This window comes from Mesobacillus sp. LC4 (assembly GCF_053543455.1).
In genome coordinates this window covers 412,521-437,539 of the sequence record NZ_JBGCUB010000001.1, presented here as the reverse complement: position 1 = coordinate 437,539, position 25,019 = coordinate 412,521, and the positions used below count along the sequence as shown (strand labels likewise).

The 25,019-nt window shown below is 44.3% G+C and carries 33 protein-coding genes; 6 read left to right on the top strand and 27 right to left on the bottom strand.

Annotated features, from left to right (window positions below; translation table 11 throughout):
* Positions 1 to 6 precede the first annotated feature (6 nt).
* The 18 genes from AB5I83_RS02205 to AB5I83_RS02120 all read right to left on the bottom strand — a co-directional run bounded on the left by AB5I83_RS02205 (position 7) and on the right by AB5I83_RS02120 (position 14,679).
* The gene (locus AB5I83_RS02205) at positions 7 to 1,485 is read right to left on the bottom strand and encodes a spore germination protein (RefSeq protein WP_448972498.1); all 1,479 of its coding nucleotides are present in this window, start codon (positions 1,483 to 1,485) and stop codon (positions 7 to 9) included.
* Entirely contained in the window at positions 1,469 to 2,047 is a 579-nt protein-coding gene (locus AB5I83_RS02200; protein ID WP_448972496.1) for a stage V sporulation protein AE, read from the bottom strand. The genes AB5I83_RS02205 and AB5I83_RS02200 overlap by 17 nt, the downstream gene beginning before the upstream one ends.
* Positions 2,048 to 2,152: 105 nt before the next feature.
* Positions 2,153 to 2,575: a stage V sporulation protein AB gene (locus tag AB5I83_RS02195; RefSeq protein WP_448972494.1), complete on the bottom strand. Its 423-nt coding sequence runs from the start codon at positions 2,573 to 2,575 to the stop codon at positions 2,153 to 2,155.
* Positions 2,565 to 3,182: a stage V sporulation protein AA gene (locus AB5I83_RS02190; RefSeq protein WP_448972492.1), complete on the bottom strand. Its 618-nt coding sequence runs from the start codon at positions 3,180 to 3,182 to the stop codon at positions 2,565 to 2,567. Before AB5I83_RS02190 ends, AB5I83_RS02195 begins: the two co-directional genes overlap by 11 nt.
* 118 nt (positions 3,183 to 3,300) lie before the next feature.
* Positions 3,301 to 3,525, bottom strand: a complete 225-nt coding sequence (locus AB5I83_RS02185) for a hypothetical protein (protein ID WP_448972490.1) — start codon at positions 3,523 to 3,525, stop codon at positions 3,301 to 3,303.
* Between the two features lie 6 nt (positions 3,526 to 3,531).
* Positions 3,532 to 4,290 (bottom strand): RNA polymerase sporulation sigma factor SigF, encoded by a 759-nt coding sequence (gene sigF, locus AB5I83_RS02180; RefSeq protein ID WP_167831430.1) that lies wholly within the window; start codon positions 4,288 to 4,290, stop codon positions 3,532 to 3,534.
* 13 nt (positions 4,291 to 4,303) lie between these two features.
* Positions 4,304 to 4,744, bottom strand: coding sequence for an anti-sigma F factor (spoIIAB, locus tag AB5I83_RS02175; protein WP_226085269.1), 441 nt, complete (start codon positions 4,742 to 4,744; stop codon positions 4,304 to 4,306).
* A gap of 3 nt (positions 4,745 to 4,747) precedes the next feature.
* On the bottom strand, positions 4,748 to 5,098 hold the full coding sequence (spoIIAA, locus tag AB5I83_RS02170; protein ID WP_167831432.1) for an anti-sigma F factor antagonist: 351 nt from the start codon (positions 5,096 to 5,098) through the stop codon (positions 4,748 to 4,750).
* A gap of 142 nt (positions 5,099 to 5,240) precedes the next feature.
* Positions 5,241 to 6,413: a D-alanyl-D-alanine carboxypeptidase family protein gene (locus tag AB5I83_RS02165; RefSeq protein ID WP_448973867.1), complete on the bottom strand. Its 1,173-nt coding sequence runs from the start codon at positions 6,411 to 6,413 to the stop codon at positions 5,241 to 5,243.
* A 141-nt stretch (positions 6,414 to 6,554) separates the two neighbouring features.
* Complete coding sequence (locus tag AB5I83_RS02160) at positions 6,555 to 7,859, bottom strand: pyrimidine-nucleoside phosphorylase (RefSeq protein ID WP_448972488.1); 1,305 nt, start codon at positions 7,857 to 7,859, stop codon at positions 6,555 to 6,557.
* 45 nt (positions 7,860 to 7,904) lie between these two features.
* The gene (locus AB5I83_RS02155) at positions 7,905 to 8,723 is read right to left on the bottom strand and encodes a purine-nucleoside phosphorylase (RefSeq protein WP_448972486.1); all 819 of its coding nucleotides are present in this window, start codon (positions 8,721 to 8,723) and stop codon (positions 7,905 to 7,907) included.
* A gap of 12 nt (positions 8,724 to 8,735) precedes the next feature.
* Positions 8,736 to 9,917, bottom strand: coding sequence for a phosphopentomutase (gene deoB, locus AB5I83_RS02150; protein ID WP_448972484.1), 1,182 nt, complete (start codon positions 9,915 to 9,917; stop codon positions 8,736 to 8,738).
* Between the two features lie 266 nt (positions 9,918 to 10,183).
* Positions 10,184 to 11,077 carry a site-specific tyrosine recombinase XerD gene (gene xerD / locus AB5I83_RS02145; protein WP_448972483.1) on the bottom strand — a complete coding sequence of 298 codons (894 nt, stop codon included), beginning with the start codon at positions 11,075 to 11,077 and terminating at the stop codon, positions 10,184 to 10,186.
* Positions 11,078 to 11,082: 5 nt separating this feature from the next.
* Positions 11,083 to 11,310, bottom strand: a complete 228-nt coding sequence (locus AB5I83_RS02140; protein ID WP_167831437.1) for a YqzK family protein — start codon at positions 11,308 to 11,310, stop codon at positions 11,083 to 11,085.
* 183 nt (positions 11,311 to 11,493) lie between these two features.
* Positions 11,494 to 11,955 carry a ferric iron uptake transcriptional regulator gene (fur, locus tag AB5I83_RS02135; protein ID WP_167831438.1) on the bottom strand — a complete coding sequence of 154 codons (462 nt, stop codon included), beginning with the start codon at positions 11,953 to 11,955 and terminating at the stop codon, positions 11,494 to 11,496.
* Positions 11,956 to 12,070: 115 nt separating this feature from the next.
* Positions 12,071 to 12,712, bottom strand: a complete 642-nt coding sequence (gene spoIIM / locus AB5I83_RS02130; protein ID WP_448972480.1) for a stage II sporulation protein M — start codon at positions 12,710 to 12,712, stop codon at positions 12,071 to 12,073.
* A 251-nt stretch (positions 12,713 to 12,963) separates the two neighbouring features.
* Positions 12,964 to 14,127 carry an endonuclease Q family protein gene (locus tag AB5I83_RS02125; protein WP_448972478.1) on the bottom strand — a complete coding sequence of 388 codons (1,164 nt, stop codon included), beginning with the start codon at positions 14,125 to 14,127 and terminating at the stop codon, positions 12,964 to 12,966.
* The gene (locus tag AB5I83_RS02120; RefSeq protein ID WP_226642380.1) at positions 14,128 to 14,679 is read right to left on the bottom strand and encodes an NUDIX hydrolase; all 552 of its coding nucleotides are present in this window, start codon (positions 14,677 to 14,679) and stop codon (positions 14,128 to 14,130) included.
* A gap of 75 nt (positions 14,680 to 14,754) precedes the next feature.
* Here AB5I83_RS02120 and mciZ point away from each other — a divergent pair, with 75 nt between their 5' ends.
* Both mciZ and AB5I83_RS02110 read left to right on the top strand, forming a co-directional pair.
* The gene (gene mciZ, locus AB5I83_RS02115; protein ID WP_167831442.1) at positions 14,755 to 14,901 is read left to right on the top strand and encodes a Z-ring formation inhibitor MciZ; all 147 of its coding nucleotides are present in this window, start codon (positions 14,755 to 14,757) and stop codon (positions 14,899 to 14,901) included.
* 60 nt (positions 14,902 to 14,961) lie between these two features.
* The gene (locus AB5I83_RS02110; RefSeq protein ID WP_448972476.1) at positions 14,962 to 15,873 is read left to right on the top strand and encodes an aldo/keto reductase; all 912 of its coding nucleotides are present in this window, start codon (positions 14,962 to 14,964) and stop codon (positions 15,871 to 15,873) included.
* 59 nt (positions 15,874 to 15,932) lie between these two features.
* On the opposite strand, the gene AB5I83_RS02105 is transcribed toward AB5I83_RS02110, so the two are convergent.
* From AB5I83_RS02105 to AB5I83_RS02080, 6 genes are all read right to left on the bottom strand, one after another.
* The gene (locus AB5I83_RS02105; RefSeq protein ID WP_448972474.1) at positions 15,933 to 16,667 is read right to left on the bottom strand and encodes a hypothetical protein; all 735 of its coding nucleotides are present in this window, start codon (positions 16,665 to 16,667) and stop codon (positions 15,933 to 15,935) included.
* Between the two features lie 79 nt (positions 16,668 to 16,746).
* Positions 16,747 to 17,274, bottom strand: a complete 528-nt coding sequence (locus tag AB5I83_RS02100; protein WP_448972472.1) for a GrpB family protein — start codon at positions 17,272 to 17,274, stop codon at positions 16,747 to 16,749.
* Positions 17,271 to 17,519, bottom strand: a complete 249-nt coding sequence (locus AB5I83_RS02095; RefSeq protein WP_167831445.1) for a YqkE family protein — start codon at positions 17,517 to 17,519, stop codon at positions 17,271 to 17,273. Before AB5I83_RS02095 ends, AB5I83_RS02100 begins: the two co-directional genes overlap by 4 nt.
* Positions 17,520 to 17,865: 346 nt before the next feature.
* Complete coding sequence (locus AB5I83_RS02090) at positions 17,866 to 18,534, bottom strand: CoA transferase subunit B (protein WP_448972470.1); 669 nt, start codon at positions 18,532 to 18,534, stop codon at positions 17,866 to 17,868.
* A 29-nt stretch (positions 18,535 to 18,563) separates the two neighbouring features.
* The gene (locus AB5I83_RS02085; protein WP_226085277.1) at positions 18,564 to 19,253 is read right to left on the bottom strand and encodes a CoA transferase subunit A; all 690 of its coding nucleotides are present in this window, start codon (positions 19,251 to 19,253) and stop codon (positions 18,564 to 18,566) included.
* 90 nt (positions 19,254 to 19,343) lie between these two features.
* The gene (locus tag AB5I83_RS02080; RefSeq protein WP_448972468.1) at positions 19,344 to 20,531 is read right to left on the bottom strand and encodes an acetyl-CoA C-acetyltransferase; all 1,188 of its coding nucleotides are present in this window, start codon (positions 20,529 to 20,531) and stop codon (positions 19,344 to 19,346) included.
* A gap of 150 nt (positions 20,532 to 20,681) precedes the next feature.
* On the opposite strand from AB5I83_RS02080, the gene AB5I83_RS02075 reads away from it, so the two are divergent.
* The 3 genes from AB5I83_RS02075 (at position 20,682) to AB5I83_RS02065 (ending at position 22,818) form a co-directional block, all read left to right on the top strand.
* Positions 20,682 to 21,584, top strand: a complete 903-nt coding sequence (locus AB5I83_RS02075) for a hydroxymethylglutaryl-CoA lyase (RefSeq protein WP_448972467.1) — start codon at positions 20,682 to 20,684, stop codon at positions 21,582 to 21,584.
* Between the two features lie 72 nt (positions 21,585 to 21,656).
* Positions 21,657 to 21,788, top strand: coding sequence for a hypothetical protein (locus AB5I83_RS02070; protein ID WP_448972465.1), 132 nt, complete (start codon positions 21,657 to 21,659; stop codon positions 21,786 to 21,788).
* A gap of 94 nt (positions 21,789 to 21,882) precedes the next feature.
* Positions 21,883 to 22,818: an alpha/beta hydrolase gene (locus AB5I83_RS02065; RefSeq protein WP_448972463.1), complete on the top strand. Its 936-nt coding sequence runs from the start codon at positions 21,883 to 21,885 to the stop codon at positions 22,816 to 22,818.
* Between the two features lie 422 nt (positions 22,819 to 23,240).
* Here the strand turns inward: AB5I83_RS02065 and AB5I83_RS02060 are convergent, their stop codons facing one another.
* Both AB5I83_RS02060 and AB5I83_RS02055 read right to left on the bottom strand, forming a co-directional pair.
* Entirely contained in the window at positions 23,241 to 23,786 is a 546-nt protein-coding gene (locus AB5I83_RS02060; protein ID WP_448972461.1) for a hypothetical protein, read from the bottom strand.
* 85 nt (positions 23,787 to 23,871) lie between these two features.
* A complete protein-coding gene (locus tag AB5I83_RS02055; RefSeq protein ID WP_226642396.1) occupies positions 23,872 to 24,201 on the bottom strand; it encodes an iron-sulfur cluster biosynthesis family protein in 330 nt (109 codons plus the stop codon).
* 112 nt (positions 24,202 to 24,313) lie between these two features.
* Here AB5I83_RS02055 and AB5I83_RS02050 point away from each other — a divergent pair, with 112 nt between their 5' ends.
* Entirely contained in the window at positions 24,314 to 24,562 is a 249-nt protein-coding gene (locus AB5I83_RS02050) for a CDGSH iron-sulfur domain-containing protein (protein ID WP_448973865.1), read from the top strand.
* Positions 24,563 to 24,662: 100 nt separating this feature from the next.
* Here the strand turns inward: AB5I83_RS02050 and AB5I83_RS02045 are convergent, their stop codons facing one another.
* Entirely contained in the window at positions 24,663 to 25,001 is a 339-nt protein-coding gene (locus AB5I83_RS02045) for a YolD-like family protein (protein ID WP_448972459.1), read from the bottom strand.
* Between the last annotated feature and the right edge of the window lie 18 nt (positions 25,002 to 25,019).

The window sequence follows — 25,019 nt, the reverse complement described above, 5'->3', positions numbered from 1 at the left end:
TCCTGGTCAGGATTTTGATGGCTGCTTATAGCGATTCCGCGCATGGACGATGCTTGGACGGATTTTCGAACCTGGCACAGCTCTCCTGATCAAAATCTGCATAAAGGCAACAGGATGAAAAGGAATGAATGGCCATAAATAAGGTGTGTTCAAGGATTTGATATTAGCAAGCAGCAACAGCCATATTGTGGTGCCGGCAACAAAGCCGGGGATATGGAAAATGGCCGTCGTGATCAACAGAAATACCCTTCCTATTTTATTCGCTATACTAAGTTCATAACTTGGTGTCGCATAAGTTCCGATTGCCGCCACAGCTACATATAGGATAACTTCTGGCACAAACATCCCTACATCGATGGCAATTTGCCCAATCAGGACTGCAGCAATTAAACCCATCGCTGTCGATAGAGGGGTCGGAGTGTGAATGGCCGCCATTCTCAGGAACTCTATGCCCCCATCCGCAAGCATGATTTGCAAGAAAATCGGAATATTGGATTCTTCATTTGGTCCGATAAAGGAAATTTTTTCAGGAAGCAGGTCCGGATTCTGAACAAATAAGTACCATAACGGCAATAGCAATAGGGATGCAAGAACACCAAGAAATCGGATCCAGCGAACCATCGTTCCGACCCCAGGGGATTGCCGATACTCTTCAGCATGCTGAAGATGGTGAAAATAGGTTGTTGGCGTAATGATGACACTTGGTGATGTATCGACATAAATGAGAACATGTCCTTCAAGCAGGTGGGTTGCAGCCACATCGGCTCTCTCCGTGTACCTTACAAGCGGGTATGGGTTATAGCCTTGTTTCACTAAAAATTCTTCGATGGTTTTATCAGCCATCGTGATTCCATCAATTTCGATTGCCTTTAGCTCTTTTTTGATGACATTGATCAAGTCGGGATTTGCTATATCTTTAATATAGCCAATGGCAACATCTGATTTTGACCTTTCTCCTACCTTCATCATCTCAAAACGCAGGTTCTCGTCTCTGATTCGCCTTCTTGTCAGTGCTGTATTGACAATAATATTTTCAACAAAGCCATCCCGGGAACCACGCACAACCTTTTCTGTATCTGGCTCTTGCGGCTGTCTTCCTGGATAGCTTCTGACATCAACGACTAACCCTATTCCTTCCCCCTCGACCAATATGACAATGAGTCCCGAAAGAACCTGATCGACCAGTTCATCCATCGTTTTGATTTTTTCGACAGACTGGTGGGTAATCCGATTTTCGACAATCTCTTGCAGATGGGTAGAAAGTTTTTCATTATCGTTGATATCCACTAGTTCTTCAACAATATGTACGATGAAGCTAGTATCACACAAACCATTCACATAATAAAAATGGACATTCTTTTTAAGGATTTTCAGCTTTCTGACTCCAAGGTCAAAACTGGCTTCCAGGCCGACGTGTTCTTTCATATACTTTTCGGCTTCGTCCAATGATTGCGGGATAGGAAGCTTGTCATTCTTCTTTGGCATAGAATCCACTCCTTTCAAGGATGATTTCCACTGCTTTCTTCGTAATTGGGGAACCTATTTTATAATGGTCTCGCCTGGCCATTTTACCGATATCACCTATCCCAATTATTAATGGGACATCAAGCGTATCCAAACAGTACACCGTATCTCCGTTAATTCTGCCCATTTCAAGTTCCGGTATGCCATGTTTGTCAACACCATAGGGGGTGAGTTCACCATCCCGATCAATGCAAAAATCCACTCTGCTCCATTCTGCCATATGCGTTTTCGAAGCGACTGCAATCGCTCCAAGCACCTCAATGTCATCGTGCTCAGCGACATATTTGAGCGCCTTCTCCCCTGCTCCTTCTCCAAGAAAACCACTATCATCGAACATGACCAATACAGGGTCCTTTGCAGCCTTTTTGATTAATTTAACAAGATGTGGTCCTGAAAGGACAGAAGGATTGCCATGAGAAAGAGAGATGCAGCGCCCGCCTACTTCTGCAGCCACGTGCTCAACTGCACGCCGGGCATAATCATCGCCATCTGTAATTAAGATTACCTTCCTTTTTTCGGCCATTCTTTGCCGTCCTTTCTGCCACTCATTTTTTCAAATATCATTAATAAATTTTACCGAAACCGTTGCAGGCACTAACTCCAGTGTAAAAACGACTGAGCCCATTGGTTATCGTCCTACAAAGTAAATCCAATGGAATAATGAACCGAATATTTTTCCCAGTACAATTGCCATCAGCAATGTCTCAAGCTTATCATCTACCCTGACTCTTTTAGCAAGGATTGGCAGTACATTCAAGACTTCTGTCAACGCAGCTGCCAGCATACCGACAAATACTCCCCCCGCCAACCCAAGAGGGATCGTGACGTAGGGAGAGAAGCTCATCACAGGGTCTCTCAGGCTTCCGGCTGTTCCAAGCATGGCACCGCATACCACCGCCCACTCATACCAGGAAATCAGCTTCATCGTCTTTGTCAGCTGTGTGAGTCTGGGAATCACTCCGAGCACCGATAAGAAAGCTACAAAACCAGAACCTACAGCAAGCCCGCTCGCCAGCCCGATGAGAATAATCAACAAGACACTAATCGTCATGAATATGTTTCACGCTTTCCTTGTTTTCGTGAAGGATCACATATTGATCGAGAGATTGCTGATAGTTGAACATTTCTACTTCAAGCGGGCTAGGTTCTTCATTCAGCCTCTTTTTAAATACATGGTTAAAGAACAGGATCATGCCGAGGCCAATGCCAATTGAGTAGGGAATCTGGAATAGCAGCGGCTTCGCAACCTCTTTCCCTGTCATGATAAAGTAAAGCCGCTGATGCACCGTCTGCATGCTGACATCTTCATGGAAATTCATGATGGTCAACGCTGCACCGAAAAATAACAGGAACCATACAAGGATAAAAAAGGGGATTGACATCCCTTTCTTCTTGTAAATCACCTCAATAATCGTTTGCGGAGGGCCAACAGTCTGGATTTCATGATCAGGGTATATCCCTGAAATGAAACGAATGACCTTCATGACATCGACAATGTGTATATGGTCCTTTGGCAAGATCTTTTTAACCTGAAGAGCAGCCAAATCCTGATAAATCTCTTCACTAGCGATGATTTGCGCAATATCTTTCATTATTAGGGATTGCTCAGGTTTGACCTGGACGCGATTCCGCATACGGATATAAATCGTTTTTTCCATCAGATTCACTTCCAACACAGTGTTTTCCTCGTATATTTAGTATGTATTCCAGCAGTTATTTCATGAAGTCCAATAATTGGTTAAGGTGCCAGGCTTTCTTTTTGGGATATGTGCATTATTAGAGATCTGTTTTTCCATAATCTTGGTTTTTAGGATGCCAATGGGCTTCATTGGTGACCTCTTTTTCCGGTATTTTGATTTTTTGGCGCCAATGCGCTTCATTAGTGACCTCTTTTTCCGGTATTTTGATTTTTTGGTCACCAATCTGCTCAATAGGTGACTTAATAGAAGCTATTTTTCCCCTCGAAAGGTTGTTAGTTAAAGGGAAACAAAAAAAAGCCATATGGATTCAAAGATCCATACGGCCTTTCATTTGCTGCAGTATTTTCTTTTCGAGGCGTGAGACTTGAACCTGGGATATGCCCAGTCGGACTGCGACTTCGGATTGAGTCTGATCCTTATAGTACCTCAAGTACACGATCAGCCTTTCCCGTTCGTCCAGCTCGTTAATCGCCTCTTTTAACGCAATTTTATCAAACCAGCGCCCTTCCTCCCCGTTGTCTATCTGGTCCAGCAGGGTAATGGGGTCGCCGTCGTTCTCGTACACCGTTTCATGGATGGATGCTGGACTGCGGCTTGCTTCCTGCGCCATGATCACATCTTCCGGTGATAGTTCCAGAAACTCGGCTATTTCGTTGACAGTCGGTACCCTGCCCAAAGTTTTGGAAAGCTCGTCTTTCGCTTTCCGTATCTTATTCCCGGTTTCTTTTAGCGACCTGCTCACTTTCACGGTGCCGTCATCCCGGATGAAACGCTGGATTTCCCCAATAATCATTGGGACGGCATACGTTGAAAATTTTACGTCATACGAAAGGTCAAATTTATCAACTGATTTTAAGAGGCCGATGCTGCCAATCTGGAACAGGTCGTCCGGTTCATATCCCCTGTTGAGGAAGCGCTGAACGACAGACCATACGAGCCGCATATTCTTCTGGACGATTAAATCTCTGGCAGCCTGGTCACCCTGCTGGCTTCTCAAAATCAGTTCTTTGACTTCATGGTCCTTAAGATACGTTTGGCTATTATCCTTTTTTACCTCCACATCCATAGGCAGAACTCCCTTAATTGCACAGCGCTTTGCTCTTTGACAGGTGCTTTTTCAAACGAATCTCTGTCCCAAAGCCGGGCTCTGATCTCACTTGTACTTCGTCCATGAAATTTTCCATAATTGTAAAGCCCATACCGGATCTTTCAAGCTCAGGCTTAGAGGTATACAGTGGCTGCATGGCTTCATCGATATCCGGAATCCCAATTCCTTCGTCCCTGATCACCATTTCTACCATTCCATCCTCAAGCATCACAGAAATGAACACTTTTCCATCTGGATTGCTTTCGTATCCATGAATAATCGCGTTCGTTACCGCTTCAGATACTACTGTTTTAATTTCCGTCAGTTCGTCCATCGTTGGGTCCAGCTGCGCAATGAAGGCAGCGACAGTCACGCGGGCGAAAGACTCGTTCTGGCTTAATGCGCTAAAATGAAGATTCATCTCATTCTTCATGGATCAAGCAACCCCCAATCTCTCTAAAGCATATTCTTCTGTCGGTTCAAGACGGATAATCTTGAATAGCCCTGACATATCAAATAATCTCTTGATTGGCGGAGAAATTGCGCATACAACCATTTCTCCATGAAGTTGCTTGATTTGTTTATACCTGCCTAAAACTACCCCAAGACCTGAACTATCCATAAATGTGAGATGTTCGAGGTTCAAGACAATGTGGCGGACTTCTTCGTTTTCAAGGGCTTTTGTTGCCTGCTCGCGAAGCTGGTCTGCAGTATGGTGATCCAATTCACCACTTACTCGAATTAATAAGACGTCATGCTTCACTTCGATATCAATGTTAAGACTCACTATCCAAAGCCTCCTTATCTGGTATAGTGAGTCAAATTCTCCATTGATTCGGGCAAATCCTTCTTAAGAACAAAACTAGTGCCCATTCGCTAAAACTAGATGGAATGGCAGAGTTTTCGACATTCTCTTTCAAAAATCCCCATTATTGCTGGCTTCCCGCTCTTGTAAACATTCCAAATGAGCGTTTATATAAGGTCCACCAACTAGCTTTTTCCACCGTCGCAGCAGCAACAAGAGGTGTTTCAGCAAGAGTTTTGCCGTCTTTGACCAGTTTCAAAGTCCCTACCTTGTCACCTTTTTGGACAGGTGCTTTAAGGCTCTTATTCAAAGTGATTTTCTGCTTTACATCCTTGACGTCTGCACCTTTTTTAGTCAATAGTGAGACACTTTCAGATGTGACAGCGTTGATTGTCTTCTTGTCACCTTTGCTGATGGCTGCTTTGCCAAGTGCATGGCCTTTCTTGAACATAGGATGTGTCTGGTATTGGCTGAAAGCATAATCGAGCATTTTCGTTACCTGTGCGTTCCTTGCCTTGGAGGTCGGGGCTCCAAACACGACAGCAATCGCACGCATGCCATCCTTTTGAGCTGTAGCCGTCAGGCAATATTTCGCCTCGTTTGTAAATCCTGTTTTCAGTCCATCCACTCCCGGATAAAAACGAACAAGCTTATTCGTATTGACCAGCCAGAATTTCTTTTCAGAATCCTCCCGGAGATAGTCTTCATACGTTCCGGTGAATTTCGTGATTTTTTCATATTTCAGCAACTCTTTTGCCATCATGGACATGTCATATGCTGAACTGTAATGTCCATCGACAGGCAATCCGGTCGTGTTCTTGAATACTGTATTCTTCAGGCCTAGCTCTTTTACTTTCTCATTCATCATTTTGACGAAAGCTTCTTCAGACCCGCCAATTCGTTCAGCCATGGCTACTGAAGCATCATTTCCTGATCCGATTGCAATGCCTTTCAGCATTTGCTCAACTGTCATTTCTTCTCCTGGCTCAAGGAAAATTTGTGAACCTCCCATAGAAGCAGCATATTCACTGGCCCGGACTTTTTCGTCCATTTTCAGCTTACCTTCATCCAATGCTTCCATGATTAAGAGCATAGTCATGATTTTTGTCATGCTGGCTGGCGGGAGTTTTTCATGACTGTTTTTATCAAATAAAACCTGACCAGTATCACGTTCAATCAAAATAGCTGAACTGGCATCATCAGCCAGTCCTGGGTCACCCTCATTTGCGTACCCTATTGGAGATGTAATTGCAGCGCCCATCATAAAAACAAGCAGTATAGTCGTCAACTTTTTCAGATTCATGGCCATAACCCTCCTATCTTTATAGGGTCTATTTTTTCCAACGAATCCATTTTTATACAATCAAGGTATATAAAACCTTGATTTTCTGCACACAAAAAAGCGAAGAGTTGCCTCTTCGCTTCTTCCTGCATCTATTTATTCAGTGATTTCTTCATGAACCAGAATAGGTGCATCTACATGTTCACTTGTTACCTTAATATTTTCATACAGCATTTCCTTCACTTCATTTACATCCTCAAAGTTGCTATAGATTGTAAGAAGTGAATCGCCTTTTTCGACTTTATCGCCAATTTTCTTGCGCAATACCAAACCTACTGCCAGGTCGATCACAGATTCTTTCGTAGCTCTTCCTGCGCCAAGAAGCATAGCTGCTGTTCCTACTTCGTCAGCAATGATTTCAGAAACATATCCTGCCTCTTTCGCCTCAAGCTCAAAGGTGTATTTTGCCTGAGGAAGCCTGCTTGGATCATCGACAACCGAAGCATCTCCGCCCTGGGATGCCAGGAACACTTTGAATGTTTCAAGTGCGGTACCGTTCTTGATCACTTCTTCCAGCTTGCTGCGTGCTTCTCCAAGCGATTCAGCTTTTCCAGCAAGGAATACCATGTGGCTGCCAAGCGTCAAGCAAAGTTCAGTCAGGTCTTCTGGACCTTCACCCTTCAATGTATCAATTGCTTCCTTAACTTCTAAAGCGTTACCGATGGCATATCCAAGCGGCTGGCTCATATCCGAAATGACAGCCATCGTCCTGCGGCCAACATTATTACCGATTCGGACCATCGCCTTAGCCAATTCACGAGAATCATCGAGAGTCTTCATGAATGCGCCTGCCCCTGTTTTAACATCAAGGACGATCGCGTCAGCTCCTGCAGCGATTTTCTTGCTCATGATTGAGCTCGCAATCAATGGGATGCTGTCCACAGTAGCTGTTACATCTCGCAATGAATAAAGCTTTTTATCAGCCGGAGTAAGGTTTCCGCTTTGGCCGATAACGGCAATTTTATTTTTATTTACAAGATTGATGAATTCATCATTATCAATTTCAACATGGAAGCCTTCAACAGCCTCCAGCTTGTCGATTGTCCCTCCTGTGTGGCCAAGCCCGCGTCCGGACATTTTCGCGACCGGTACACCTAAAGCTGCTACTAAAGGTCCTAAAACAAGAGTCGTCGTATCACCTACACCGCCTGTAGAGTGCTTGTCGACTTTCACGCCTTCAATGGCTGATAAATCAATCTGGTCCCCAGATTTCACCATGGCCATTGTAAGGTCTGCGCGCTCTTTTTCAGTCATACCCTGGAAAAAAATCGCCATTGTCAGGGCACTTACCTGATAGTCTGGAATCGATCCATCCGTGTAGCCTTCAACAAAAAATCGGATCTCTTCAGTTGATAATTCATGCCCGTCACGTTTTTTCTCGATAACGTCAACCATTCTCATCCTTATCACCACTTATCATTATTTAGCCGGTAAGCTATTGATTTCTTATCCTAACGTTTTTACAATCTCATTTACGAGTAAAAGGAAGCTTGATTTCACTTTTTCAGTCGTTTCGATTACTTCATCATGGCTTAAAGGCTGATCAAGGATCCCTGCTGCCATATTAGAGATACAAGAAATGCCGAGCACTTCAAGTCCTGAATGCTTAGCAACGATCACTTCCGGTACTGTGGACATTCCGACTGCATCACCGCCCATTGTACGGATCATTCGTACTTCTGCAGGTGTTTCGTAAACTGGTCCAGGGTTACCGACATATACTCCCTCTTTGAGTGTGAGGTTGTTCTTATCAGCAACTTCTTTCGCAACTCCTCTTAATTTCTTGGAGTAAGCTTCGCTCATATCCGGGAAACGTACGCCAAAACGGGAATCATTAGGCCCAATAAGCGGATTCGTTCCCATATTGTTGATATGGTCAGTAATGATCATTAAATCGCCAGGCTCGAAGCTTTCGTTCACACCGCCAGCTGCGTTCGTAACAATCAGCTTATCAATTCCCAGTTCCTTCATCACGCGCACTGGAAAAGTAACCTTATCCATACTATAGCCTTCGTAATAATGGAAACGTCCTTGCATCGCAATCACTTCCACACCGCTGAGCTGTCCGCAGACCAATTGTCCTGCATGGCCTTCTACAGTCGAAACCGGGAACCCCGGGATTTCGTTATAAGGGATCTTAACCGGGTTCTCGATATCATCCGCAAGTACGCCTAGCCCGGAACCGAGAATCAACCCAATTTTCGGCTGCTTCTTCAGTTTGTCATTAATAAAAGATGCTGCATCTTGAATGTAATTGTAATCCATAACATCCACTCCTTATTTCAATTCATTTAGAAAGCTTGTTCCGTGGTCCGGCATTTTCACATTGAAGTTTTCCGCAACAGTTGCACCGATATCTGCAAATGTTTTACGGACAGGCAATTCTTTTCCTTCGTTCATTCCTTTTGAATAGACGAGGAGCGGCACGTATTCACGTGTATGGTCTGTTCCGTGATGAACTGGATCATTTCCGTGGTCAGCAGTTATGATGAGAAGGTCATCTTCTTTCAACTTCTCGAATACCTCAGGAAGTCGGGCATCGTATTCTTCCAATGCCTTGCCATACCCTTCAGGATCGCGGCGATGTCCGAACAAAGCATCAAAGTCTACAAGGTTCAGGAAGCTCAAGCCTGTAAAATCCTGATCAAGCGTTTGAAGCAATTTGTCCATTCCGTCCATGTTTGACTCAGTGCGAAGAGATTCAGTTACCCCTTCTCCGTCATAAATATCGGCGATTTTACCGATAGCCAGTACGTCAAGACCTGAATCCTTCAATTCATTCATGACGGTTCTGCCGAAAGGTTTCAGCGCATAGTCATGGCGATTGGATGTGCGTTTAAAGTCTCCTGGTTCACCGATAAAAGGTCTTGCAATGACCCTTCCGACCATGTACTTCTCATCAAGCGTCAATTCCCTGGCAATTTTACAAATATCATAAAGCTCTTCAATTGGAATGATCTCTTCATGTGCAGCGATTTGCAAAACTGAGTCAGCAGATGTATAGACAATCAGCGCTCCTGTCTTCATATGCTCTTCACCAAGCTCAACAAGGATTTCCGTTCCGCTTGCAGGCTTGTTGCCGATAACCTTCCTGCCAGTACGTGATTCAAGCTCAGATATCAATTCATCCGGGAATCCTTCAGGAAATGCCTGGAATGGTGTCTCGATATTCAGCCCCATGATCTCCCAGTGGCCTGTCATTGTATCTTTGCCGTTAGAAGCCTCTTCCATCTTTGTGTAGTAAGCCAGTGGCTTATCTGCTGGAGTGATTCCTTTGATCGCCTCGATGTTACTGAGACCGAGTTTGCCCATGTTCGGCATGTTCAAGCCATTCATTCTTTCTCCGATATGGCCAAGTGTATGTGACCCTTTATCTCCAAACTTTTCCGCGTCAGGAGCTTCGCCGATCCCGACTGAATCCATGACGATCAAGAACACTCTTTTATATGTATTCGACATTCTTTCTCCTCCTTAAAATGGTGAATGCGTTAATAATCTTTTTTACAATTTTTATGATACCCTTTTTTGTTTCAGATAATCGAATGCTTGCGTTTTCATTTGTCAGAAGTCTGACATCCTCATTGTACTAAATAAAATGAAAAATACAAGAAAAAAAGCCGACTTTTAGCCGGCCTTTTATGACAATTCTATGAAACTATTATCCTATTGTGTGAATCGCAGCCTTCTTCGGTCAATGCATTAAACACGGAAGGCATCCCGCTGTGTTAAGCACGGGGGTGGAATTTTGTATAGACGTCCTTTAATCTTGTCTTCGTGACATGGGTATAGATCTGGGTTGTCGAGATGTCCGCATGGCCCAGCATTTCTTGTACAGCGCGAAGATCGGCGCCATTTTCCAGCAGGTGAGTGGCAAATGAATGTCTCATCGTATGCGGGGTCAGCTCTTTTTCAATTCCCGCTTCTGTCGCGAGCCGTTTGAGGATTTTCCAAAAACCCTGACGTGATAGGCCCTTCCCATGGTGATTTAAAAATAAAGAGCCATCTTTGTGTTTTTTGGATATAAGTTTCGGACGGCCCTTTTCAAGATATTGCTCAATTGCATCTGAAGCAGTTTTGCCAATAGGAATGATTCTTTCCTTGCTCCCTTTCCCCATGCAGCGGACAAACCCCATAGTTAGATGGACATCAGCTAATTTTAGTCCGATCAGCTCGCTCACACGGATTCCGGTAGCATACATCATTTCCAGCATCGCCTTGTCCCGATAGCCAAAATGGTCAGTCAGTTTCGGGCTGTCGAGAAGTGTCTCTACCTCTTCCATGCTCAATACCTTGGGCAAGGACCGTTCATGCTGAGGACTCTCGATGTGAACCGTGGGATCATGGTCGACTGCCTTTTCCCTCAGCAGGAAATGATGGAAAGCCCTGATTGAGGCAATATGTCTTGCCAGTGTCTTTGACGATTTTCCTGTGTCTTTCAAATGACCCAGGAAATGAACAATCTGGGGACGTTGTACACCGTTTAAATCCCCAAGCTGTTCAACATTTTTAAGGTATGTGATATAACTGTTCAAGTCACGTTTATAGGACACGATCGTGTTATTCGAAAGTCCCTTTTCAACAACTAAAAAGTGGATAAAGTCGTCAAGCCTGTCTTCCATTCTTATTACTCCCCATTCAGATAAAACAGTAGAAGCCTTTCAAACATACTTCCCTTTTCTTCATCAAAAGTTCCTGACACCTTTATAGCCGCTCCTTCTGGTGCGTCATATCGATGATAACTCTCATACTCTTCGTTAATCCACATGATACCATAATAAAATAAGATTGTGCATCCGGTGAATAATATAAACACCTTTAATGTATGCAGGACCAATCCAAACCACGATTTCATTTTTCTTGCCTCCAAACCGACACATAGAACAAGGGATGCCCCTTTTTCAGAGTCCGTCATGTTCTATTCGACTATACTTATTTACTAATCTGTATGCCAATTTGGACAAGAATTATACCTAATGCTAAGGCAATTTCACGAGAAAATAAAAAACCCTTCTTCAATGGAAAAAGGGTTTTGGAATCATTCATCAGTTTCAGTTGTTTCTTTTTCCTGACATCTATGGCAAATGCCGTGGAAAGTCAGGCGGTGATCTTTGATTTTAAAATTCCAGTCTCTTTCAACGATCTCTTCCACATCTTCAAGAAGGTCGTCCTGGATTTCATCCACTGCTCCGCATTCGATGCAGACGAGATGATGGTGGAAATGGGCAGCGCCTTCCTGGCGGAGATCGTAACGAGATACACCATCGCCGAAGTTGATCTTATCGACAATTTTCAGTTCAGTCAGCAGTTCAAGTGTCCGGTATACTGTTGCCAAACCGATCTCAGGAGATTTCTCTTTGACAAGCAAATAAACATCTTCCGCGCTCAAGTGGTCTTCTTCATGTTCAAGCAACACGCGAACAGTAGCTTCACGCTGCGGCGTTAATTTATAGCTGGACGAATGCAGCTGTTTCTTGATTCTCTCAATTCTGTTTTCCATTTCGATAACTCTCACTCCCCCGCCACTATTCTTATATTATATCAGAAGGGGAATGAGATTCAAAATAAAATTATTACAAATAAGAAACAATAGTTATTTTTATTTAGTAATTACTTTAATTAACGGAGTTGATGACCGCCTTCAACAGTGCTGGAGACAAATACGCCTCCACTCCTGCCGCCAGAGCCAGGAAAACAAGCGCAGCGACAAACGCAAAGATATATCTGAAGAATTGCGGCATGATTGGCTGGTTGATTTTCTTCATAAATTGGTTCCTGATCATTTTCAATGAAAAAGTCACCGCCATTGTTGCTGTTATGATGAATACCGGAATAATAATGAAGTTTTGCGGAAGGATGGAAACAAAAGATAAAAGAAATCCGTCCCATTGCATCTGGTTAACAAGAAAGCCGACCGTGAAGCCAACAACCATCCCTTTCATGAAAAGCAGAATCAGTATGACTGGAAGCCCTATGATTGAAACTCCAAGAATCCAGATCAGTCCAATGAATTTCCCATTGTGTAAAAAGCTTTGCAAAAATAAATCTTTTCCGTCCGCTACTTTTCCGGATGCGGCCTGGCCAAAGAACTGCGATAAATAATAGAATAAATCCTCTTTTTGAGTGAAGCTGAGGCTATTCACTATTATGGCCCCAAATATGACTCCCATCAAAAACAGGACAATGACAAAAAGATAGATTGAGGAATATTCTCTTAAATGGGTTACTGCGACGTCCTGGTACCTTCGTTTCTTCATCTCTTTTCCTCCTGCATATTGGTTACTATCATCATATGCATGGACAGAGAGTCTATGACTGCAAAGCTTTCATTTTAAGATTTAATAGAAAACGAAAAGCGTAAGCTCCTTGTCAGTCCCGACAAGCGTCTCGAGCTGCTCAAAGCTAACGCTTTTCGCAAGAGACTCGTGGGAGCACTCTCGGGGATGAAAGCTGGCTAGACGCTGGAGCTGGAAACAAAAATCCGGCCATTTCACATGACCGGATTCATTTAATCAGTTATCTTACCGTATTTTCCTCCACCGCCTGCGTGAAACGCAAGTTGGCCTTTTCTAGCCTTATCTATCGTTATAGCAGTTTTTTCAGGAATGACCTGTTTTAAGTAGTCAAATGGCACTGAATGAAGGACGGCCATTTCTGTACCAAAATGATTCATGAGCTTTTTTAGCATTTTCGGACCCAGCCCTGGTATGAATTCGAGCGGCACCTGGTGGATATATGGGGGCCTTTCATAATTATTTCCCTCAGAAGTCCTTAGTTCCAGTATTCTGTCAGCAACACCTTTCACCTTTTTAACAGATCCACAAACAGTGCATGCCTCATCGAATGCGGAATTGTATGCCAGGCAATCTGCACAGACGGTCCGGTGATACTTACCGAGCTGAGGATCCAGACCATAATTTGCTCTGATCCCCCTGCCTTCCGCTTTGCTTAGTGCAAGTCCCAGTTCTTTGAAAGATGGTTCAGCCATTACAATCTTCTGGTATTCTCTCGCGATTTTTGCAAGTGAATGGGCGTCGGAATTCGTCACGAACGTATAACGGTGAAGCTCAGCCAGCTGGTCTGCCATGTTTGTATCTGAGCTTAAGCCTAATTCAATTCCATCGATCAGGTCTGCATCGAACACCTCTGCAAGAGAATTCCTGACCCCTTTTCCGTATAAGCTTTTAAAGGGCGTAAATACATGAGCAGGAATGAAAATACCACCAAGTTCCTTAACCTTTTTTTGCAAAACACGGCCAGAAACATACACTCTTTGAGAGCTCAAATGAATATTTTTCAAGTGGTTTGCGAGCCAATCTGAAAAAGCTCTCATCTTTTGGAGAGTTGGCAGATAGCATAATACATGAATTGGTCCCTGAGTGCTTTCATCATTTATCTCAAGCTCGGAACCAAGGATCACACTCATCCCGCCATAATTCAGTCCACCCTCTGGATGTTCCTGCAGCTCACCTGATTTAAGCAACTCTTCCATTTCATCCAACACTTCCGGTGAATGGCTGTCAATGACCCCGATCATATTCAATCCTTTATAATCCCTTGCGTGGCGGATTATATTGCTGAATGTGAGTGATTTTGCACCCGTGATTTTAACAGCTCTTCCTGATCTCGTCCTGCCAATATGGATGTGCAGATCAACGAAGTATTCCTTCATTTACTTTTCCAACGCTTCCTGCAATTGCAGATGCTGGACTGCATATGCTGTTTTGGCATCAAAGATTTTTTGTTCTTTCACAAGCTGGATCGCCTCTTCAAGGGTTATTTCCAGCAAATTGACAAACTCATCCTCGTCGGCTGCCGCTGGATTGGCCTTTTTAGCAAGCCCAGTTGCTCTATATACATGGATAATCTCATCTGCGAACCCCGGGGAAGTATAGAAGGAGATCAGCCATTCCATGTTGGCACATTCATAACCAGTTTCTTCCTCAAGCTCACGTGCAGCACAAATTTCTGGATTTTCTCCTGCCTCCAGCTTGCCAGCAGGGATCTCAATGATTGTCCGTTCAAGAGCCTTCCTATATTGTTCGACCATGATGATTTTATTATCAGCAGTGACCGGAATGACCGCTACTGCCCCTGGATGCTTAACGATTTCCCTTTTTGATGTTTTTCCATTCGGCAATTCTACATCGTCTACCTGCAGGCTTATGACCTTTCCTGTGAAAATCTGCTCTGTCTTCAATGTTTTTTCCTCAAGCGATTTCATACATGTCCACTCCTGTTCTAATCCGATATCAAATGCTCATACATTTTACCATACTTATCTGAAAGGAGTATGCCTATGAAAATTTACGTCCATGGCCAGGGTATCACTCTTGCTGGAAAGGCGTGGGAAATCAAAACCATCTTAAAAGAGTATGGAAAAAAACATGAGCTTGTTAAAGATTGGGTAGACGCTGTCAATCAGCATACACGCCGGCCTGAATAGTTGAATACACTCCTTTTTTTCCGTTAAGATGGAATCAATATTGGAACGGAGTGATTTTATATGAAGAGACGGAAACTGGGTACATCTGATCTGTTTGTCAGCGAAATCGGCCTCGGTTGTATGTCGCTTGGAACGGATCTTTCAAAGGCACAGGGGGTCGTTGAAGCTGCCCTAGAAGAAGGAATCAACTATTTTGATACCGCTGATTTGTACGACTTCGGGGAAAATGAAAAGATAGTCGGACAAGTCTTAAAGAATGTCAGAGAGCAAGTCGTCATCGCTACAAAGGCCGGCAATCGCTGGACTGACGCGAAAGACAGCTGGACCTGGGATCCCTCAAAGGCTTATATCAAGGAAGCCGTCAAGCAAAGTTTGAAAAGACTGGATACCGATTATATTGACCTGTATCAGCTGCACGGTGGGACAATCGAAGACAATATTGACGAAACAATCGAGGCTTTTGAAGAATTGAAAGATGAAGGCTATATTAAATTTTATGGGATATCTTCCATTAGACCAAATGTCATTCGAGAATATGCTCAAAAATCAAATATAGTCTCGGTCATGATGCAGCTCAGCATACTGGACCGCCGCCCGGAAGAAGTTGCGCTCCCGCTCCTTCAGGAAAAAAACATCAGTGTGGTAACAAGAGGGACGGTCGCTAAAGGCATGCTCAGTGACAGGATGCTCGAGAAAGCAGCTGCCAAAGGGTATCTCGATTACAGTTATGACGAATTGGCAGTGATCCTTCCTTTATTGAAAGAGAAGGTCGCTTCATCAAGATCACTTGCTGAAGTCGCCATTCAATATAATTTAGCCCAACCTTCCGTAGCTTCCGTTGTAGCAGGAGCAAGCACGCCTGAACAAATCAAGGAAAATGCCAGGGCTGCGAGTTCCGCTTCACTGTCTGCTGAAGAAATCAAGTTAATTAAGTCCATTACAAAGGCAAATAAATATGAACAACATAGATAAAAAAGGAACACCTTCGCTTGCAAAAGCGAAAGTGTTCCTTTTTACTCTGGATCCAGTATCTATGCCAGCGTCAATAAAAATGTGTAGCCTGCCATTCCAGCGGCAAATGCCCAAAAGTTACTCTCCCTTTCCTCCGGGAGCTCTTCTTTCATTACATTTAAAATGACTCCGCCTGCAAGAAGGGCAAAAAGGACAGCAATAATGTTTTCATTCACTTCCCAGATAATCCCGATTGCCCAGCCTGCCAATATTGCGGCTGCCAGAAGCCATCTCCCTATAACATCATACATGTCCTTGTGTGCTTCCCTGAGCGCATGGTCACTGGTGATGAAGTGGACGGCCAGTGCGATAAAGTAAAAAAACAGTCCCATTTTTGTTTCCTGCTCTCCATGTAGCAGCAAATACCCAATCAAGCTGTTATAGAGAAAAAAAGAAACGATGTGGATCCAAAATACTCCTTTTGAAGCCCGATCCATATTGTGTTTCTCTTGCTGCCTTTTTTTTGAGGTCTTTACCATGCGTTCCAGCCCATAAAAAATGGCCAAACCAATCATAGCAACAATATATGTATGGTTTTCAAAGAACTTTAAGGCACCTGATTGGATACTCCTGTCAAGGACCTCGTTATGTTTATTCAACTCAGGGAGCAGGTGGATGAACACATAGGCTACAGAGATGCCTCCTGCAGCTGATAGCAGTCTGCTTCTAGGCACACTGTCGAGAAAAGGTAAATATCTTGAAAATAAATGGATGGAAACAAATCCAGCCGCCAATATGAAAGTGATAAGTAACAAATGCTTTGCTCCTTTGCTTTTTTTACCTAATTGCCCTTTCGTACACGAAGCAAAACATTTTATCCAGGTGCAAAACCCTTTATCTTTCAGGCCGCCACAACATTGCTTTTTGCTCAAGCTCCTTTACGATTGGAGACTTTTCAGCAATATAAGAATCAATATCGTATTCATATTTAAGGGCAGCTTTTTCTTTTACCCCAGCATACTTGCTGGCTTCCGATGGGTGAGCCCTTAAGTAATCACGAAAAACAAGATGCCTGTATAATTGATGGCTGCCTTTTTCAAAAGAGTGCAAATGAACTTTTCGAATTCCGTTTTCGTCATGTTTTTGGAAATAACGCCGCCCAGGGATGCCGTTTTCCCCTTTCGCCTCGTACCCTGCTGCCACAATCGCGGGTGCCGCCTTATCAACTTGTTCAAGGGTGTCTGCTGCTAACATGATGTCGATGATTGGCTTGGCGCTAAGGCCCGGGACAGATGTACTGCCGATATGATGGATTTCAACATCTCTTCGGTTAAAAATGGATTCAAGAAGATGCTTCTCATTTTCAAAAAGAGTTTCCCACTCGGGATTGTATGGAACAACTTCCACTCTTCTCCGGGTCATTTGAACTTCTTCCAATCCATGTCGCTCTCGGAAAGCAATTCTTCAAACGATTTATTCTTTTCCCTTAAACGCTTCTCCTCCTTCTTGCGCTCCAGTTCTGCCTGCTTCTTCTTTTCTTCTTCGTCCTTTAACTCTTGTTGCTGGGCTTTTAGCTTTTGCATGATATCCTGATTCAGGAGATCGCCAAGTGTTGCTGGCTTATCTTCTTTTTTCACTTGTTGCTGGCGTTTTTGTTTCTTTTTCATCGTTGATCCCTCGGTTCTATGTTTTTGGTAACTTGGTTTAAATTCTGAGAGCCTATTTTGGATTGTTAAACTAGTCTGTTGATTTCCGTTCCAGGCGCTTCGCTTTCCGCGGGGCTGGCGCTGAGCCTCCTCGTCGCTTTGCTCCTGCGGGGTCTCACCTGACCAGCTAAGCCCGCAGGAGTCTACGTGCCTTCCACTCCAATCAACAGGGCTTATAAAATAAAAATAAATTTAATACAAACATTTGTGATGAAATTATACCATCGGATGCTAACAATTAAAATTTTTCTGAGTTTGCTGCTCTTTAAAGCAAAAGGAACGCCTTTTTAAGGACGTTCCCGTTTTATCAATATGCGTCTAGGATGACTGAGTCGTCTACTTGTAATTCAGGTTCTGTTGATTTGATGACATCGTCGACTGTGTATCCGGAAGCTACTTCAACTAGTTTCAATCCGAAAGGTGTCACGTCTATGACCGCCATGTCAGTGATGATCCGATTGACGACGCCTTTTCCTGTGAGCGGCAGGCTGCATTCCTTAAGGATTTTCGCCTCACCGCTTTTGTTCACGTGCTCCATGATGACGATGATTTTTTGGGCACCGTGGACAAGGTCCATCGCTCCGCCCATTCCTTTGATCATCTTGCCTGGAATCATCCAGTTTGCCAGATCACCTGATTCAGCGACCTCCATCCCGCCGAGGATCGCTATATTGATGTGTCCACCGCGAATCATGGCAAAAGACTCAGCAGAATCGAAATACGCTGCACCTGGAATGGCAGTGACCGTTTCCTTACCTGCATTGATCAAATCAGGATCGACTCTTTCTTCCGTTGGGTAGGGGCCGATACCGAGCAGGCCGTTTTCTGATTGAAGGACAACTTGCTTGTCATCAGAGATGAAGTTTGCCACTAGCGTCGGCATTCCGATTCCAAGGTTTACGTAAAAACCATTTTGAATTTCTTTTTCCGCCCGGCGCGCGATTTTCTCCCGGACATTCCCTTTGTTTTTAATCATAAGCCTTCTCCTTTCATGTTCAGCCAGAGTTAACCTCTCACCGTCAGCCTTTCAATTCGCTTCTCCTGATTTCCTTCAATCAGCGTTTGGACATAGATGCTTGGAGTATGGATACTGTTCGGCTCCAATTCCCCAACTTCATATAGATTTTCGACTTCGGCAATCGTGACCCTGCCGGCTGCTGCTATCATTGGATTGAAGTTTCTTGCCGTTTTATGGTAGACAAGGTTGCCCATCTTATCGCCCTTCCAAGCCCTGACAATGCTGAAATCCGCCGTCAGTGACTCTTCCAGGAGGTATTCCTTGCCATTGAACATACGGGTTTCTTTTCCCTCCGCGATTGGAGTGCCCACTCCTGCAGGTGTATAGAATGCCGGGATTCCAGCACCGCCAGCCCTGATTTTTTCCGCAAGGGTTCCTTGAGGAATCAATTCGACTTCGATTTCGCCAGACAATACTTGTCTTTCGAACTCTTTGTTTTCTCCAACATAGGAACCGACCATTTTCTTGATCTGCTTGTTTTTAAGCAAAAGGCCAAGCCCCCAATCGTCGACACCGCAGTTATTTGAAATGACTGTCAGGTCTTTCACTCCTTTTTCAACAAGCGCGAGGATGGCGTTTTCAGGGATACCGCAGAGCCCGAAGCCTCCCACCATCAAGGTTGCACCGTCTTGGATATCCGCTACGGCATCTTGAAAGGATGTGCAAATTCTTTTCATCGTTTTTCCCCCTTTTACTATGGATAGCACTGGCCGGCGTCTTAATGACAGTCAGCCAGAGTTTTTTAATAGAATGAAAGATTCATTGTTTTATGCCAGTTCCACTACAGTGGCGACACCCTGTCCGCCTCCGATGCAAAGCGTAGCAAGACCTTTTTTTGCTTGTCTCCGCTGCATTTCATGGATCAGCGTAACCAGGATCCTTGCACCGCTGGCCCCAATCGGATGGCCTAGAGCTATTGCTCCGCCATTCACGTTCAGGATTTCCTTATTGAAATTCAACTCACGGTCGACAGCGAGTGACTGTGCGGCAAACGCTTCATTCGCCTCGATCAGCTCCATGTCTTCCATCGTCATGCCCGCTTTATTCAAAGCTTTTTTCACTGCGTCAACCGGTCCGATGCCCATGACACTTGGATCAACACCAGCACTTGCGTTTGCCCTGATTACAACAAGCGGTTTCAGGCCAAGCTCCTCTGCTTTTGCCTTGCTCATTACAACGAGAGCTGCAGCTCCGTCATTGATTCCTGACGCATTCCCTGCTGTTACGCTCCCATCCTTTTTGAATGCAGGACGCAGTCCGCCAAGCTTTTCTGCAGTTGTTCCTTTTTTCGGATATTCATCTGTATCAAAAACAACCGGATCCCCTTTTCGCTGAGGAATTTCAATCGGTACGATCTCATCTTTGAACTTTCCTTCTTCAATCGCTTTTGCAGCCTTTTCCTGGCTGGATGCTGCGAACTCGTCCTGTTCTCCACGGCCGATATCGTATCGAGAGCATAAATTCTCTGCGGTCACTCCCATGTGGTAATCATTGAACGCACACCACAGTCCGTCCGAGATCATACTGTCGACAAGCTTTTGGTCACCCATCTTGAATCCATCACGTGCGTTTTTCAATAAATATGGAGCCTGGCTCATATTCTCCATTCCGCCGGCTACGACAACCTCAGCATCTCCGGCGATAATTGCCTGTGCTGCCAGATGTACGGCCTTCAATCCTGAACCACATACTTTATTGATCGTCATAGAGGAAGCGCTTTCAGGAATGCCCGCCTTAATCGCTGCCTGCCTCGCCGGATTCTGCCCAAGACCTGCCTGGAGGACATTGCCCATGATGATCTCATCCACTTGATCAGGCTGGACACCCGCCTGCTTCAATGCATCTTTAATTACCGCAGCACCTAGATCTGGTGCGGAAATATTCTTCAAACTCCCATTAAAGCTGCCAATAGCCGTTCTTACTGCAGCTACGATTACTGCTTCAGTCTTGCTCAAACTGCTCACCCTTTCTCTGATTCTCACATTTTATTAACTTCTATTGCTTTTGATAAAATCCCTTTTATTTTATCAAAATTTTATTTATTCTTGCATTTTTAAAAATATTCTATTTACAATTAAGATATCTTAAGAGGAGGGGTATATCAAATGCTTCAGCTTCCCAAGAAGGTTGAAATAATTGAAGTAGGCCCGAGAGATGGGCTCCAAAATGAAAAGAGTTTTGTTCCTACGGAAGTAAAAAAAGAATTTATCACTACGCTGAAGGGTGCCGGCATCAAAGAGATGGAGCTTACTTCCTTCGTCTCCCCTAAATGGGTGCCGCAGATGGGGGATGCAGCAGAAATCGTAGCTGACTGCCTTGATAGCGACACCAGGAATATCGTCCTCGCTCCTAATAAAAAGGGGATTGAGCGCGTCTATATGACCGAATGCAAGGCAGTCGCTGTCTTCGTTGGTGTCAGCAATACGTTTAACGAGAAAAATATTAACAAATCAACTTCTGAGAGCCTTGCCGAGGTTCTCCCGCTGATTGTTGAGCTTAAAGAGAAGGTCTATTTTGTGCGTGCATGCATCTCCACTGCTTTTTATTGCCCATATGAAGGCAAGGTAGATGAAGATGAAGTGCTTGCACTTTGCGGTGAGTTCGTTCGTGCCGGGGTCGATGAACTGAGTGTGGCCGATACAATTGGCATGGCGGCACCTCATGAGTCCTATTCTTTATTTGCCAAATTGAAGGATGCCTATCCCGATGTGCTGCTGACTGCGCATTTCCATGATACAAGGAAGCTGGCTCTATCAAATATTCTCGCCTCTCTCCAGGCAGGAGTCACCCGATTCGACACTTCTGCAGGCGGCCTTGGCGGATGCCCATTCGCCCCAGGTGCTGCAGGCAACGCCGCTACTGAGGATGTCGTCTATATGCTGCACAGGATGGGGATTGAAACCGGGGTTGACCTTGAGAAGATGCTCAATGCCATCGAGGTGGTCAAGCCTCACCTCTCAAGGCCGATTGAAAGCACCTATTTCAAGCTGAATTCTGTTACTGTTTAACTTTTTGCATAAGCTCCTGATTTAAAATCCATCTTATTAGATGAGGTAATTTAGAAGAAGGGAGCATGTTGCATGAGCCAAAAACGGGACAAAGGCTACAGCCAGCAAGGCAAGCCAAATGCAGATAGTGTAAAACAGCAGATTGCCGTCGAAGATCTTGAAAAAGCGCTTCATCCGACAAAGCGCCAAAATTCACAACAATAAGTTATAGTGGACCGCCGGTTCGGCGGTCTTTTTCCTGTTTGTATTACTGATTCTAATGGTAAAATAAAGAAAACAGATTATCGGAGGGTTGAGCTTGAGAAGAGCGTTCCGCGTGCTATTTTCTTTCTTGTTGATTCTTACCTCGCTCGGGGTTTTCATATCCAATAAAGTCATGTTCTTAAAAAGGAAAGACGACGAAGAAATCTTCAATCGAGAAACGGAAGCCGGGCATCTGGTGCCTGATGAATACGAATCCCTGCCAAAAAGGGAAGTCACGATTCCATCCTCTTTTGGTTACTCATTGAAGGCTGTCCTTGTTGAGCCACATGACACAAACCGCTACATCATCATTGCTCATGGGGTAACCCAGAGCAAGACCAATTCTGTAAAATATATGAATTTGTTCCTGAACAGGGGCTTCAATGCGGTTATCTATGACCACCGCCGTCATGGAGAATCCGGCGGGAAGACCACCAGCTATGGATATTATGAGAAGTTCGACCTGAAATCGGTGGTAGACTGGCTAAGGGAAGAAAAAGGTCCCGATTTGCTTCTGGGCATCCACGGGGAGTCAATGGGAGCCGCAACCCTCCTACTTTATGCTGGCATGCTTGAGGACGGTGCGGACTTCTATGTGGCCGATTGCCCATTTTCCGACTTCAGCGAACAGCTCGCATACCGCATCAAGGAAGAGGTCAAGTTTTTGCCTCCAAAACTATTGCTGCCAGTCGCCAGCATGTTCGTCCGTATCCGTGATAAATATTCTTTAAGTCAGGTATCGCCTATTGCGGTTATCGAAAATATTAAAAACCCGATCCTGTTCGTCCACAGCCGTAAGGACGATTTCATCCTGCCATCAATGACTGAGGCATTGTTCGAACAGAAACAAGGACCGAAGAAGCTGTTCATGGCCGAAAACGGACTCCATGCCCAATCCTATAGTGAGAACCGGGAGCAGTATGAAAAAGTGCTCGATGAATTCCTTGAGGAGTATGTCTTTGCTGACCATGAAACCACAGGTACGGATTGAGCGAGTATGTAACCTAAGCTGTGGTTCGTTATCAACTCAGATGTATTCGATAGACTCCTTCTATCTATCGGACATTTTTCTTCCGTTCCAGCTTCCATTTGTCCGATAGAGCCCTTCTATCGGACACTTTTCTTCTAGTCCGGCTTCCGTTTGTCCGATAGAGCCTTCCTATCGGACATTTTCCTTCCGATCCGGCTTCCGTTTGTCCGATAGAGCCTTCCTATCGGACATTTCCCTTCCGATCCGGCTTCCGTTTGTCCGATAGAGCCTTCCTATCGGACATTTTCCTTCCGCTCCGGCTTCCATTTGTCCGATAGAGCCTTTCTATGGGCATTTTCCCTCTTTCGCTAGGCCTCATTAGGCGCACTGTCACTTGTCTATTGAGCGCAAAAAAAGATTGGCTCATCTGCTGAGCCAATCTTTTATTGTTTTTCTCCCTGGCGATCCACTTCTTTTCCTGCGCCGTCTAATGCCCTGACTTCCTTGTAATCGCCAATTGCGTAGTAAAAGCGTTCGTTTTCTTTTTCTAAGATTTCTATTTTGGTAAACTTGCCATCTGGTCCTGCTGCTTCAATTGTTTTGATATCCGGATTCACGACCTTACCGAAAATCACGGGAATCTTTGTGTCCAATGTTCCGTCTTCATCAAAGGTTGTGAAAGTGTCGGCATAAAGGATCATGAAATCACTTTTATAATAAGTCCAGTGGTTATGCCCCGCATTTTCCCAGCCTTCTTTTTCGCTGCCTTTGATATAGGCGACTGCCAGCGCGTCAAATCTGTTTGAGCCTTCTTTTTGCTCTGTTGTGTAAAAGATGAGATATCCATCCTCCACCTTTTCCTTGTGGACGATTTGTTTGATGTTGAACGGAATATCGTTTTGGATTGCTTCCCCTGCAGTTTTATAGGCACACGCCGATAGCACCAGCACGCATAAAATGGTGATCGCTGACCTCCACAATTTCCCCATCTTTCTCCCCTGCCTTTGCGTCAAACTTCTATGTATTTCTGCATTCCTCTCTCTTATTTAACCTTTTTTTCAATTTTTTGTAAACTCATAACCTTCTTTTATCATGAAAGCTCATTCTTGGATTTAAATATTCATTCGGGCTCTTTAACTGGAAACATCCATTGCTAGCTTTATAATCCAGCGTCATTTCCTCATCAAAAAAGACCTCTTTGGATTTTTCAATGTAAATCGGAATTCCGCCCGTTTCTATTTGATGTTCTTCCACATTTTTCTCGCTTTCAAACCAGAGGGCAGCTACTCCATTTACTGCACAGCCGCATCCATCTATATCGTATTTCAATTTTACATATCCTTGTTTGCCTGACATTTTTTCGTTTAATTTGTTCGATGCTGCTTCGGTGATTTTCAACTTCATGCTCGCCATCCCCTTCCGATGCTTCATTTTATCATAGTGAGGAAATTTTTACGTTTCAGAACCCTTTGCCGAAATGTCTTGCTTTTTTTCCGTTTAACTCTTACTATCAAATATAATTCTGACAATTTGGAAAGGAGTGCTTTATTTGTCAAAAGTAACGATTAAAGTAAATGATAATGGTTCATTAAGGATTACTGGTGATGTTGAATTGCTGGATGGTGCCGGCAATAAGTATGAAACAAAGCCTGTTTTCTCGCTTTGCCGCTGTGGCATGAGCAAGAACATGCCGTTCTGCGATGCTTCCCATAAAGGGAAATTTGAATCGGCTGTCCGTGCTCCGCAAGCGGATGAAACGGAATAATTCATTTGAGGGCAATGGTTCATCCATTGCTCTTTTTTATGGGGATTCATTTCACCGAACCACTCTTATAAGAGGGCCCGTGGAGTTGCTTGAGATTTGATTACCATTCTTCCGTAAGCCTGACATCGGCAATGCTGGAAATCCCGATCCGATGGATTTCTTCGAATCGGTCAACTATATGGAGCTTCTGCCCAAGTTCATTCCAATAATGGATTTTTCCGATCACCAATTCATATTTTCTTTGCCTGTAATAGGTGATGCTGAGCGGGCGGTTATACTCCATTGCTTCGAGGATCGTATCATTCAATTGCTCCAGCTGCTGTTCATCCAGCTGCTTTTCCTTTTCATATTCGTCCTCCTGTGACCAGTCACGCAGCATCTTGACATGTTCAGGAAGCATCATTGATGTCCATTTAATTCTTCCGCGGTCGCGAATCATCTTGCTCTCCTCCTCCTT